We start from the raw sequence: 13,428 nt of genomic DNA, 5'->3' as shown, positions 1-13,428 counted from the left end.
GCGGCCGGGGCATAATACCCTCGCAAAAAAACGAGGAGACACCCCATGCACAAACACGCCCGGCGCCTCTTGGCGCTTGCCGCCCTGTCGCTGGCCGCCACCGCGGCCACGGCCCAATCCTGGCCCACCCAACCCGTCCGCTGGATCGTGCCCTACCCGGCCGGCGGCGGCGCCGACGTGGTCGCGCGCACCGTCGCCAGCGGCATCGAGAAGCCGCTCGGCCAGACCATCGTGGTCGAGAACCGCCCCGGCGCCGCCACCATCATCGGCGCCACCGCGATCTCGCAGGCCGAACCCAGCGGCTACGTCGTCGGCACCGCCGATTCCGGCACGCTGGCGTACAACCCCACGCTGTACGCCAAGCTGGCCTACGACCCGTCCAAGTTCACCTACATCGGCGGCATCGCCAAGTTCCCGCTGCTGCTGGCGGTGAACGTCAACTCGCCCTACAAGACGGTCGACGACGTGATCCAGGCCGCCAAGAAGGAACCCGGCAAGCTGACCGCCGCCTCGGCCGGCGCCGGCTCGCCGCACCACCTGGCGCTGGAGCTGTTCAAGCAGCGCACCGGCGCCAACCTGCTGCACGTGCCCTACAAGGGCGCGGCGCCCGCCATCCAGGATCTGCTGGGCGGACAGGTGGACGTGATGTTCATCGACCTGGCCGCGGGCCTGCCCAACGTCAAGGCCGGCAAGCTGCGCGTGCTGGCCGCGGCCACGCCCGAGCGCGTCGCCGTGCTGCCGGACACGCCCACCATGGCCGAGCAGGGGGTGTCGGACTTCACCGCCTACGCCTGGCAAGGCCTGGTCGCGCCCGGCGGCCTGCCCGAGCCGGTGGTCAAGAAACTGTCCGCCGAACTCGACGCCGCGCTGAAGTCGCCCGCCGTATCGCAGAAGATGCTGGACATGGGCGTCATCCCCATGCCGCTGTCGGCGCAGGAATTCAAGGCCTATGCCGACAAGGAACGCACCGCCTGGGCGGAAGTCATCAAGAAGGCCAACATCAAGCTCGAATGAGCGCGACCTGCCTGATATGAAAAACGCGGCCTTGCGGCCGCGTTTTTTCTTGGGTGGCGAGGTTCGCTCCGGCGCTCACTTGCGCGGCAACGTCACCACCATGCGCAATGCCTCGACGCATTGCCGGCCCTGCGCGATCGCCTGCCCGAAGGCCTCCGAGCCGATCTCGTCATGGCTGAACCAGCTGACCTTCCTGGCGCTGCGGTAGCGGTACTGGTAGCCCGACTTGGACGGCTTGCCGTCCAGATCCACGTCGATCCATGGCGAACGCACCTGGCAATGCAGCGGCGCCGCGTCGACCTTGCCGCCGGCCAGCGTCACGTCATAGGACGTGGTTTCCGGCGTGCCAAGGTAGATGTCGGCCAACTGGCCCGCCTGGCGGTAGCGCGCGAAGAACTCCCAGTCATCGCTCAGTTCGGTGTGCGTGTAGACCTGCTGGCGGCCGACCCGTGCCAGCGCCCGCAGGTCCACCAGCGCGGCGTCGATGCGGTAGGCCGCCGGCACCACGAAATCGCTGGCGGCGCGGCGCAGCTGGCAGTCGCGGTTCTCGGCGGCGAAGCCGCGGCACAGCGCCTGGTCCATGGCCGTCGCGCCGTTCTGCTGGTCGCCCGCGCTGATTTCCGCGGCCACCATGCGCGCGACCTCGACCGAGGCGCGCACCTCGGCCTGTCCGTCGTCGCCGAATTGCGCATGGCGCGTCACCGCGACGCTGGACGCGGGGCGTTCCAGCGGGATGTCCTCGCGCCGCACATTACCCTGGCCGTCCATGACGAAGGCCCAGCGCTGCTGGATGTCGGGCATGGTGAAACCCGGCACGAACACCGGATTGGTGGGATCCAGCCACCAGGTCTCGCCCTGCACCTGGGCGCGCACGATGGCGTGGTTGGGCGCCGACAGCCCCGGCAGCAACACCGACGGCGCCACGGTGCCGCGCGTCACCAGCGCGGGTTCGGCGGCGATGCCGGCCGCGCGCAGCATGGCGGTCAGCAGCACCGACAGGTCCTTGCAGTCGCCGTAGCCGCGCCGTTCGATCTCGTCCAGCGCGAACGGGATCTGCCCGCGCTCGCTGCTGCGCCAGTCGCCCAGGTAGCGATAGCGTTCGTGGATGTGGCGCATCAGGCTGGCCACGGCCTGCGCCGGCGTCTTGCCCTGCTGCGCCGCGACGGCCTTGGCCGCGCCATCGGGCAGCGCGGCCGCCAGGATGGCGTTGTAGCGCGCCGCGAACGGACCGAAGTGGTCCTGCAGCGCGGCCGAACTGCCGATCTCCAGGCGCGGCGACTGGCGCAGATAGCCCTTGTCCGACTCGTTGACGTAGGCGTAGTAGTACGGCGTGGCCTTCAGTTCCACCGTGATGCGCCGCGCGTCGGGCGTGGCCTCGACGCGGTAGGCGTCCATCGCCTCGGTGCGCCAGACCATGGGGCGGTCGGCGCTGAACTCGGCGCGGAAGCGCTCCTGGCGTACGGCCCGCGGCTGCAAGCCCAGCACATAGTGGAATTGCGTCGCCGACGGGATGCCGGCATAACGCTCGCGCAGCGTGTAGACGATGGTGCTGCCCACCCGCAGGTTGGGAAAGGCCAGCGAGGTCTGCTTGTTGCGCAGGAAGCCCTGGTCCGGATTCGGCGCCATGCGGGTGTCGATCTGGTCGGCGGTCAGCGGCACCGGCTTTTCGCCGGGCTGGATCAGCTCGGCGCGCTCGACCTCGACGCTGTCGTTCTCGGCATAACTGCGGTCGATGCGCGAGACCAGCTCGCGTCCGGCCAGCGTCAGGATGGTGTAGCGGTACGTGCTGACGCACTCGGTACTGTTGTCCTGGCCGAAGCGGCAGTGGAATTCGGTGTCGCCGGACAGCGGCGCTTCGGCGACAGGTTGCAGGGCGCCCTGGGCGGGCAGGCTGGCCATGGTCGCGAGGACGGCGGCGAGGAGCGGGGTTCGGGGGAAAACGGGCATGGAAACTGCTGACACCTCACATTACAATTGAGACGCAATGTTATTTGCAATGAAATAGCAGCACAAGTCGCCGCGGCTACGGCGCGCCCGCGCCGCCGCGCGCAAAACAAAACGCCCGGCGAATCCGCCGGGCGTTGCGAGACGCGGCAATCCGGCCATCGGCCGGCGGCGCGCTACACCAGCACGCGCTCGATGCCGCCCGCGTTGGCGCGGCGCACGTAATCTTCCATCCAGCCTTCGCCCAGGATGTGGCGCGCCATCTCGACCACGATGTAGTCGGCGTCCATGCCCGTATCACCCTGGTAGCGCGACAGGCCCTGCAGGCACGACGGGCACGAGGTCAGCACCTTGACGTCGCCCGTGAAGCCATCCGTGCGCAGCGCGGCGTCGCCCTTGAGCAGCTCTTCCTGCTTGCGGAAACGCACCTGGGTCGAGATGTCCGGCCGGCTGACCGCCAACGTGCCCGACTCGCCGCAGCAGCGGTCGCTCTTGACGGCGCCGTCGCCCACCAGCGACCGCACCGTCTTCATCGGATCCTGCAGCTTCATCGGCGTGTGGCAGGGGTCGTGGTACATGTAGCGCACGCCCTTGGCGCCCTCAAGCTTGATGCCCTTTTCCAGCAGGTATTCGTGGATGTCGATCAGGCGGCAGCCCGGGAAGATCTTCTCGAACTCGTAGCCGGCCAGCTGGTCGTAGCAGGTGCCGCAGCTGACCACCACGGTCTTGATGTCCAGGTAGTTGAGCGTGTTGGCGACGCGGTGGAACAGCACCCGGTTGTCGGTGATGATCTGCTCGGCCTTGTCGGTCATGCCGTTGCCGCGCTGCGGATAGCCACAGCACAGGTAGCCCGGCGGCAGCACGGTCTGCACGCCGGCATGCCACAGCATCGCCTGGGTGGCCAGGCCGACCTGCGAGAACAGGCGTTCCGAACCGCAGCCCGGGAAGTAGAACACCGCTTCCGTGTCGGCCGTGGTGGCCTTCGGGTCGCGGATGATCGGCACGTAGTTCGCGTCCTCGATGTCCAGCAGCTTGCGCGCGGCCTGCTTGGGCAGCCCGCCAGGCATCTTCTTGTTGACGAAGTGCACCACCTGCTCGCGCAGCGGCGGCTTGCCGACCGTGGCCGGCGGCGCCGAGGTCTGCTTCTTCACCAGGCCCGACAGCAGGTCATGCGCGGCGCGCTGCACCTTGTAGCCCACGCCCACCATCGCCTTGCGGGTGGCGTTGATGGTGGCCGGATCCTTGGCGTTCAGGAAGAACATGGCGCTGGCCGTGCCCGGATTGAACGACTTGCGGCCCATGCGCCGCAGCACGGCGCGCATGTTCATCGACACGTCGCCGAAGTCGATGTCGACCGGACAGGGGTTGTAGCACTTGTGGCAGACGGTGCAGTGGTCGGCCACGTCCTCGAATTCTTCCCAGTGCTTGAGGCTGACGCCGCGGCGGGTCTGCTCTTCGTACAGGAAGGCCTCGACCAGCAGCGAGGTTGCCAGGATCTTGTTGCGCGGCGAATACAGCAGGTTGGCGCGCGGCACGTGGGTGGCGCACACCGGCTTGCACTTGCCGCAGCGCAGGCAGTCCTTGATCGAATCCGAGATGGCGCCGATGTCGCTCTGCTGCATGATGAGCGACTCGTGGCCCATCAGGTTGAAGCTGGGCGTCCAGGCATGGCGCAGGTCGGCGCCGGGCATCAGCTTGCCGGCGTTGAAGTGGCCATTGGGGTCGACGCGGCGCTTGTAGTCCTGGAACGGCGCCAGCTCGGCTTCCGTCAGGAACTCGTACTTGGTCAGGCCGATGCCATGCTCGCCCGAGATCACGCCGTCCAGGTCGCGGGCGATCTGCATGATGCGCTCGACGGCCTGGTGGGCCTCCTGCAGCATGCCGTAGTCGTCCGAGTTGACGGGGATGTTGGTGTGCACGTTGCCGTCGCCGGCGTGCATGTGCAGCGCCACGAACACGCGGCTCTTGAGCACGCGGCCATGGATCGCGACCAGCTCGTCCAGGATCGGCTTGCGCGCCGCGCCCGAGAACGCGGCCTGCAGGCCGGCCAGCACTTCGGTCTTCCACGACACGCGGATGGTGCGGTCCTGCACCACGTCGAACACGCGCGCCTGCGGATGCGCCGCCAGGCGCTCGGCCAGCGCCGCGCTGACGTGCGACAGGCCCAGCCCGTCCAGCTGCGGCATGGCTTCGGCCAGCGGCAGGTCCAGGTTGTCCAGCAGCCATTGCCAGCGCTGGCGCGCCGCGGCCAGCAGCTCGATGGCCTGGCGCGTGCGCTCGGCCAGCACCTCGGCGCGGGTCTCGTCGTCGGCGGCGTCTTCCGCCTTGCCGACCGGCAGCGGCGTACAGAGGTAGCCGTCCAGCGCGCCCAGCAGACGCAGCTTGTTGCGGGTCGACAGCTCGATGTTGATGCGCTCGATATGGTCGGTGTATTCGCCCATGCGCGGCAGCGGGATCACCACGTCTTCGTTGATCTTGAAGGCGTTGGTGTGGCGCGCGATCGCGGCGGTGCGCGAGCGGTCGAGCCAGAATTTCTTGCGGGCCTCGGCGCTCACCGCGACGAAGCCTTCGCCGTGGCGGGTGTTGGCCAGGCGCACCACTTCGCTGGCGGCCGCGGCCACCGCGTCCTCGTCGTCACCGACGATGTCGCCGATCAGCACCATCTTGGGCAGCGAACCGCGCTTGCTCTTGGTGGCGTAGCCGACCGCGCGCAGGTAGCGTTCGTCCAGGTGCTCCAGGCCGGCCAGGATGGCGCCGCGGGCGCGGCCCTCGCCGTCCAGGTAGCCCTTGACCTCGACGATCGACGGAATCGCGTCGCGCGCCTGGCCGAAGAATTCCATGCAGACCGTGCGGGTGTGCTTGGGCATGCGGTGCAGCACCCAGCGCGCCGACGTGATCAGGCCGTCGCAGCCTTCCTTCTGGATGCCCGGCAGGCCGGCCAGGAACTTGTCGGTGACGTCCTTGCCCAGGCCTTCCTTGCGGAACACGCGGCCGGCGATTTCCAGGGTCTCGGTCTTGAGCAGGCGCTCGCCCGGCTTGCCGCGGCCATCGAACCACTTGAGTTCGAAGCGGGCCACATCCACGTCGTGGATCTTGCCCATGTTGTGCGCCAGGCGCGTCACTTCGAGCCAGTTGCCGTCCGGGTCGACCATGCGCCACCAGGCCAGGTTGTCGAGCGCGGTGCCCCACAGCACGGCCTTCTTGCCGCCGGCGTTCATGGCGATGTTGCCGCCCACGCACGAGGCCTCGGCCGAGGTCGGGTCCACGGCGAACACGAAACCGGCCGCCTCGGCCGCTTCCGACACCCGCTTGGTCACCACGCCGGCGCCGGCATGGATGACGGCCACGGGCTCGGTGAGCCCGGGCAGGATACAGGACTCGACCTTGCCCAGCTTGTCGAATTTCTCGGTGTTGATGACGGCCGACTTCCAGGTCAGCGGAATCGCGCCGCCGGTATAGCCGGTGCCGCCGCCGCGCGGCACGATAGTCAGGCCCAGCTCGATACAGGCGGTGACCAGCGCGGCGATCTCGTCTTCCGTGTCCGGCGTCAGCACCACGAACGGGTACTCCACGCGCCAGTCGGTGGCGTCGGTCACGTGCGAGACGCGCGACAGGCCGTCGAACTTGATGTTGTCGCGCGCGGTGATGCGGCCCAGCACCTTCTGCGCCTGCTTGCGCAGCATGGCGGTCTGGTCGAACTCGCCCTCAAAGGCGGCAATGGCCGAACGCGCCCGGCCCAGCAGGCCCAGCACTTTCTCGTCGCGATGCGGATCGTGGCCGACCTCGGCCGGCGCGCCGGGTTCGCGGCGGCGGTCGATCTCGCCCAGCCGATGGTGCAGCGCATCGATCAGTTGCTTGCGGCGCTTGGGGTTGTCCAGCAGGTCGTCCTGCAGGTACGGGTTGCGGCGCACCACCCAGATGTCGCCCAGCACCTCGTACAGCATGCGGGCGGAGCGCCCGGTGCGGCGTTCGCCGCGCAGGTCGGTCAGCAGGCTCCAGGCGTCATCGCCCAGCAGCCGGCCGACGATCTCGCGATCGGAGAACGACGTGTAGTTGTAGGGGATTTCGCGCAGTCGCGCGGGTGTTGCGGGCGGCGTCGCCCCGTTCAAGATGTGGCTGGCGAGTGGGGCGTTCATGGCGGCAAGAGGGGGCCCTTAAAAAATTATTTTATGCCATTGGCCGGAACTGCCCCCGAATACCCCCAGGGAAATGCTCAAAACCCGCAAAATATCGCCGCAATACGTCCCTTATTAAGCGAGGCGTCAGCGCTAGACCTGCCCCGGGAACAGCCACAACAGGCTGGCCGTCATGGCCAGGTAGCGCAGGAACTTGCCGATGGCCATATAGGCCACGCAAGGCCAGAACGGCAGCCGCAACCAGCCGGCCACGGCGCACAGCGGATCGCCCACCCCCGGCAGCCAGGACAGCAGCAGGGCCGGCGGCCCCAGGCGATGGATCCAGGCATGCGCCCGTTCGTTCCAGCGGCCCCGCATGCGATGTTCGTCCGCCGCATGGGGATGGCGCTCCTTCCAGCGCTGGAAGGCCTTTTCCGCGCCCAGGCCCATGGCGTAGCTGATGGCGCCGCCGATGGTGTTGCCGGCGGTCGCCACCAGGATGGCGGGCCAGAACATGTCGGGCGACAGTTTGATGTAGCCGAACACCGCCGGCTCCGAGCCAAGCGGCAGCAAGGTGGCCGAAATCAGCGAAACGATGAAGATGGCGGGCAGGCCCACCGAGGGCAGGGCCAACAGGTTGAGCAGCCAATGGATGGCGGATAGCAGGCTTTCTTCCATGATGCCGACGAGTGTAGCCGCGTGCGGGGCCGTCCCGTCCGGTCCATGACGAAACCGGCGGAAAACCGTCGGGCGGCACGGCTTTCCCTGCAATAATCCCGCTCACGCCATCGGGCCCGCGAGCCTGGCGCTCCATTTTTCCGCCCCTACCCCAAGCGCAGTCCATGTCCACCGATTATCTGAAACGCATCCTGACCTCCAAGGTCTACGACGTCGCGGTCGAATCGCCGCTCGAAGCCGCGCCCCTGCTGTCGCAGCGCATGGCGAACACGATCCTGCTCAAGCGCGAGGACACCCAGGCGGTATTCAGCTTCAAGCTGCGCGGGGCGTACAACAAGATGGCCAACCTCACGCCGGCGGCGCGCAACCGCGGCGTGATCGCGGCCTCGGCCGGCAACCACGCCCAGGGCGTGGCGCTGGCCGCGTCCCGGCTCGGCTGCCGCGCGGTCATCGTCATGCCCACCACCAGCCCGCAGGTCAAGATCGACGCGGTGCGCCGGCTGGGCGGCGAAGTGGTGCTGGCCGGCGAGAGCTTCTCGGACGCCTACGCCCACGCGCAGACGCTGGAAAAGAAACAGAAACTGACTTTCGTGCACCCTTTCGACGATCCCGACGTGATCGCCGGCCAGGGCACGGTGGGCATGGAGATCCTGCGCCAGCACCCCGGTCCGATCGACGCCATCTTCGTGGCCATCGGCGGCGGCGGCTTGATCGCCGGCGTGGCCGCCTACATCAAGCAACTGCGCCCCGAGATCAAGATCATCGGCGTGCAGACCGAGGACTCGGACGCCATGCTGCGCAGCGTGCGCGCCGGCCGCCGGGTGCAATTGAACGACGTGGGGCTGTTCTCGGACGGCACCGCCGTCAAGCTGGTGGGCGCCGAGACCTTCAAGCTCACCCGCAAGTACGTCGATGATTTCGTGGTGGTGGACACCGACTCGATCTGCGCCGCCATCAAGGACGTGTTCCAGGACACCCGCAGCGTGCTGGAACCGGCCGGCGCCATGGCCGTGGCCGGCGCCAAGCAGTACGCCGCCGAGCACAAGCTCAAGGACAAGACGCTGGTCGCCATCGCCTGCGGCGCCAACATGAACTTCGACCGCCTGCGCTTCGTGGCCGAACGCGCCGAGGTCGGTGAAATGCGCGAAGCCGTCTTCGCCGTCACCATGCCGGAACAGCGCGGCAGCTTCCGCCGCTTCTGTGAACTGGTCGGCGAGCGCAGCGTCACCGAGTTCAACTACCGCATTTCCGATTCGGACCGCGCCCACGTATTCGTCGGCCTGCAGGTGTCATCGCCCGCCGAACCCGACAAGATCGCCAACCACTTCCGCCGCCATGGTTTCGACACGCTCGACCTGACGCACGATGAAATGGCCAAGACCCACTTGCGCCACATGGTCGGCGGCCGGTCCGCGCAGGCGCGCGACGAATTGCTGTACCGCTTTGAATTCCCGGAACGCCCGGGCGCGCTGATGCGTTTCCTGAACGCGATGAACCCGGACTGGAACATCAGCCTGTTCCACTACCGCAACCAGGGCGCCGACTACGGCCGCATCCTGATCGGCATCCAGGTGCCGGCGGCGGACAAGAAACAATTCCGCGGCTTTGTGGCGGAGCTGGGCTACCCGCACTGGAACGAGACCGACAACCCGGCCTACAAGCTGTTCCTGTAAGCCCGGAAAACGAGAGGGCCTCCGCATGGAGGCCCTTCCCTTCTCTGCTCAGGACTGGCCCGGCCGCAACCTGAAGGGGGGGTTCGCTGTCACTCGGCGGCTCACGGAGATGTGCCGCGCATTCAGCAAGGTGCGGTCGGGCCGATGCCCTCGCTTAGAAACGGTGACGCAGACCCACCGCGAACGCGGTGTCGCGCGCATCGTGCTGGAACGCGTAGTTGTCGCCGTAGGAGGCGTACGCGTACAGGTTGGTGCGCTTGGTGAAGTCGTACGTGTAACCCAGGCTGTAGACGTTGAACGTCGCGTCGTCGCCGGTCAGCTTGTCGTTGTTCGGCGTGGCGCGCTGCCAGGAGCCGAAGATGGCGTGGCGGCCCAGCGGCACGGTGGCGCCGATCATGTAGGAGTTGGCGCGGAAGCCGTCAGCCAGCTTGAACGAGCCCAGCTTCTGCATGCCGTCCGGCGTCGTGCCCATGTTCTGGCCGATGAACCAGCCATCGCGGGTCTGGCTGAACGCCGCCGCCAGCTTCACCACTTCGAAGTCGTAGGTGCCGCCGATGATGTATTCCTGGACGCGCGCGCTGGACTTGCCGCCGATGGCGTCGTTGGAAGGGTTGAAGCGGTCGTAGGCAGCCGCCAGATTAAGCGGCCCATTCAAGTACTGCACGCCAGCGGTCAGGACGCGATTGTTATTGCCAGTGGCAAAGCCGGTCTGGTGCTTATCCTTGACGCCGTCCTCGACCGTGTCATCGGCGCTGAACGAATAACCCACGCCCAGCTTGAAGCCATCCATGCTGGGGGTCTGGTACAGGACCATGTTGTCCAGGCGCATGGTGTTGGCGCTGCTGAACGTGGTGCCCAGGTTGGCGGTGTTGTAGCTGATCGAGAACGGGTCGATCGAGCCGAAGTACTTCGACGCCAGGTTGGTCTGGCGGCCGAATTCCAGGCGGCCCCACGAATCACTGTCCAGGCCCACGGTGGCCTGGCGGCCCCACAGGCGGCCGTTCTGCAACGACTGGCCGTTCATCGGGCCGAAACCGCCTTCCAGGTTGAACACGGCGCGCAGGCCGTCACCCAGGTCTTCCGAACCGCGCAGGCCGAAGCGCGAGCCGCTGCTCACGCCTTGCACGGCGCCGATGCGGCTTTGCGACTGGCCCTTGAACTTCACCTGCTCGTAGCCGACACCGGCGTCGATCAAGCCGTACAGCGTCACGGAATCAGCGGCATGCGCGGCACCGGCGAAACCGGCCAGCAACGCGACTGCCAATAGCGTCTTCTTCATAAAAGTCCCCAAAATGGCGAGAGATAAAGGCATCCCGCAACCGCGCGGCGGCATCGCCGCGGCCTGCGTGCCGCTACGAAAAAAACGAGCGGCGTCTGCACTGAATCTAGTGTCTGCCTTGGAACAATTTGAAGTAACCCGGATTTCGAAGAACTACTTTCCATGGGCGGGATAATGCCCGCCGCATGCCGCGCCACGGCTCCGGAAGATGCGTATTAAGGCCTTGATATCAAATGTGAATTCTTGCTCACAATTCGTGTTTTCAGGACTGCCGCGAGTCGCCGTGCCCGAGGGAAATCGACATCACATGTTGCGTGGGTGGCACAGTCGATGCGGCATAAACACGACAACGGCGGCGATGGCGAGCCCCGGACCGAGAGATAAAAAACCCCTTGGCGGGCAAGGGGCTTTCCGGTTCGGCGTCGCGGCGGACAGCCTCGGATCAACGACCCTTGGGCGGGTAGTCCAGTTCACCGAAGGTGTATTCGCCGCGGGCCTTGGCCTGGGCCAGTTCCTCGCGCACCTGTTCGCGGGTCTTGCCGACCGTCTGCGTGGCGGCGGCGCGCGGCGGGTAATCCAGCTCGCCGCTGGTGACCTGGCCGGCGGCCTTGGCGCTTTGCAGTTCCTGCTGCACCTGTTCGCGCGTCATGCCCGTCTGCTGGACGATGGCGGGCGGGTAATCCAGTTCGCCGAAGGTGACCTGGCCGGCGGCCTTTGCGGCCTGCAGTTCCTGCTGGACCTGTTCACGCGTCTTGCCATCGGCGTGGGCGGCGGACATGCCCGCCAGGGTTGCGGTAACCATGAGTGCGGTAACTAGGGCTTTCATTGTGATGACTCCATCCTAAACCTGGCACACCGTCCGCCACCAGGGCGGCGGCGGCAATGTGACAATTCGATTGCTGGGATGCAGTATCTGGCGATCGGGCCCTAGTAAAAACCCTTATTTTGGTGAACATATTTGCATGAACGGGACAATTGCAAAGCGTATCCCGTCAGAACGGGCCCCGCGCCGTGCAACAACCGGCCGCGCCCTCTGTCGCAAGGCCAGACAGGCATTCAGCAGCGCGCCAGCCTGGAAGTGGGACGTGTGTTTTCCGCCTGGCGGGATAGTCGTTCATGGTGGCTAAATAGACATTTCCACTGGCGGGACAATATTTCCACTTATCATATGAACCTGCCAGAAATGGAATTTTGAGTTTGAGGGCCCCCATGGATATCCAGCTTAACGACATCGCGCTTTTCGTCGAGGTCGCCAAGCGCAAGAACTTCAGCCACGCCGCCGAAGCCTTGAATATTCCAACGTCCACGCTCTCGCGCCGCGTCAGTGAACTGGAGCGCAGCGTCGGCATGCGACTGCTGAACCGCAGCACGCGCAAGATCGACCTGACCGAGGCGGGCGCCATCTATTTCGAGCGCTGCCGGCACATTGTCGAAGAAGCCCGCATCGCCCACGACCAGTTGCTCGACATGGCGGTGCAGCCCAAGGGCCGCCTGCGCATCTCGCTGCCCACCAGCCTGGCGCAGCTGTTCCTTCCCGCCGTGATCCGCGAGTTCCGCGAACAGCACCCCGACATCGAATGTGATTTCGACCTGAGCATGCGGCCGATCGACCCGATCAGCAATCCGTTCGACCTGATCCTGCGCTTCGGGCAACAGCCCGATTCCAGCCTCATTTCGCGCAAGATCGTGCTGATGGCGCACCAGCTGTATGCCTCGCCCGACTACTTGGCGCGCCATGGCGAGCCGCGCGTGCCGGCGGACCTGAGCCACCACGAATGCCTGCGCCCGACGATGCGCGACGAGTCATCCTTCTGGATGCTGCATTCGGGTGACAAGGTGGAGCGCGTGCAGGTGTCGGGCCGGCTGTCGGCCAACAATGTCGGCATGCTGGGCCGCCTGGCCGGACAGGGCCTGGGCATCACGCCGTTGCTGGTGTTCGATGCGATGGAGCGCGCCATCAAGCAGGCCGGCCTGGTGCGCGTGCTGCCCGACTGGAGCCTGACGCCCCTGCCCCTGTTCGCCCTGCTGCCGTCGCGCATGCTGCCGGCCAAGACCAAGGCCTTCCTGGACTTTATCCAGCCGCGGCTTTCGGACGCCTGAGACGAACGCCTGAGGCGCACGTCTGAAACAGCCGCCTGAGGCGTGCGCCCGCGCCGGCCTCAGACCGACGCGCTATCGTATTGACAGACGGTATAGAGCGGCGTGCCGGTGGCCGCGATCTTGGCGGACCCGCCGAGTTCGGGCAGGTCGATGATGGCGGCGGCCTCGACCACGTTCGCGCCCAGGCGCTGCAGCAGCTTGATGGCCGCCAGCATCGTGCCGCCCGTGGCGATCAGGTCATCCACCAGCAGCACGCGCTGGCCGGTACGCACGGAATCGGTGTGCATCTCGACGGCCGCGTTGCCGTATTCGAGCGAGTATTCCTCGGCCACGGTGCGGTACGGCAGCTTGCCCTTCTTGCGCACCGGCACGAAACCCAGGTTGAGTTCATAGGCCAGCACGCTGCCGATGATGAAGCCGCGCGCGTCCACGCCGGCCACCAGGTCCAGGCGCTGGCGCATGTAGCGGTAGACGAAAAGGTCGATCAGCACCCGGAACGCACGCGGGTCCTGCAGCACCGGCGTGATGTCTCGAAAGATGACACCGGGTTGGGGCCAGTCAGGCACGCTGCGGATGGTGCGCCGGATGTACTCGGCGTTGTCGGTCTGCATGGAAGCTGGCCCTG

The 13,428-nt window shown here is 66.6% G+C and carries 9 protein-coding genes; 3 read left to right on the top strand and 6 right to left on the bottom strand.

Annotated features, from left to right (window positions below):
• The first annotated feature begins 45 nt into the window (after positions 1-45).
• On the top strand, positions 46-1,014 hold the full coding sequence (locus I6I07_RS09165) for a Bug family tripartite tricarboxylate transporter substrate binding protein (protein ID WP_198486397.1): 969 nt from the start codon (positions 46-48) through the stop codon (positions 1,012-1,014).
• 75 nt (positions 1,015-1,089) lie between these two features.
• On the opposite strand, the gene I6I07_RS09160 is transcribed toward I6I07_RS09165, so the two are convergent.
• The 3 genes from I6I07_RS09160 to I6I07_RS09150 all read right to left on the bottom strand — a co-directional run bounded on the left by I6I07_RS09160 (position 1,090) and on the right by I6I07_RS09150 (position 7,751).
• A complete protein-coding gene (locus I6I07_RS09160) occupies positions 1,090-2,961 on the bottom strand; it encodes a DUF3857 domain-containing transglutaminase family protein (protein ID WP_232625989.1) in 1,872 nt (623 codons plus the stop codon).
• 173 nt (positions 2,962-3,134) lie between these two features.
• A complete protein-coding gene (locus I6I07_RS09155) occupies positions 3,135-7,094 on the bottom strand; it encodes a DUF3683 domain-containing protein (RefSeq protein WP_198486396.1) in 3,960 nt (1,319 codons plus the stop codon).
• A gap of 132 nt (positions 7,095-7,226) precedes the next feature.
• The gene (locus I6I07_RS09150) at positions 7,227-7,751 is read right to left on the bottom strand and encodes a YqaA family protein (RefSeq protein WP_054429301.1); all 525 of its coding nucleotides are present in this window, start codon (positions 7,749-7,751) and stop codon (positions 7,227-7,229) included.
• Positions 7,752-7,915: 164 nt separating this feature from the next.
• Here I6I07_RS09150 and ilvA point away from each other — a divergent pair, with 164 nt between their 5' ends.
• Entirely contained in the window at positions 7,916-9,424 is a 1,509-nt protein-coding gene (gene ilvA / locus I6I07_RS09145) for a threonine ammonia-lyase, biosynthetic (protein ID WP_198486395.1), read from the top strand.
• Between the two features lie 154 nt (positions 9,425-9,578).
• Here the strand turns inward: ilvA and I6I07_RS09140 are convergent, their stop codons facing one another.
• Positions 9,579-10,703 (bottom strand): porin, encoded by a 1,125-nt coding sequence (locus I6I07_RS09140; RefSeq protein ID WP_198486394.1) that lies wholly within the window; start codon positions 10,701-10,703, stop codon positions 9,579-9,581.
• A 442-nt stretch (positions 10,704-11,145) separates the two neighbouring features.
• Positions 11,146-11,529 (bottom strand): DUF4148 domain-containing protein, encoded by a 384-nt coding sequence (locus tag I6I07_RS09135; RefSeq protein ID WP_198486393.1) that lies wholly within the window; start codon positions 11,527-11,529, stop codon positions 11,146-11,148.
• A gap of 383 nt (positions 11,530-11,912) precedes the next feature.
• On the opposite strand from I6I07_RS09135, the gene I6I07_RS09130 reads away from it, so the two are divergent.
• Positions 11,913-12,803, top strand: a complete 891-nt coding sequence (locus I6I07_RS09130) for a LysR family transcriptional regulator (RefSeq protein WP_006391793.1) — start codon at positions 11,913-11,915, stop codon at positions 12,801-12,803.
• Between the two features lie 59 nt (positions 12,804-12,862).
• Here the strand turns inward: I6I07_RS09130 and I6I07_RS09125 are convergent, their stop codons facing one another.
• Positions 12,863-13,414: an adenine phosphoribosyltransferase gene (locus tag I6I07_RS09125; protein ID WP_006391794.1), complete on the bottom strand. Its 552-nt coding sequence runs from the start codon at positions 13,412-13,414 to the stop codon at positions 12,863-12,865.
• Between the last annotated feature and the right edge of the window lie 14 nt (positions 13,415-13,428).

It is taken from the genome of Achromobacter deleyi (assembly GCF_016127315.1).
Lineage (GTDB): Bacteria > Pseudomonadota > Gammaproteobacteria > Burkholderiales > Burkholderiaceae_B > Achromobacter > Achromobacter insuavis_A.
The sequence above is the reverse complement of the archived record's forward strand: the minus strand, read 5'-3'. Positions and strand labels throughout refer to the sequence as shown.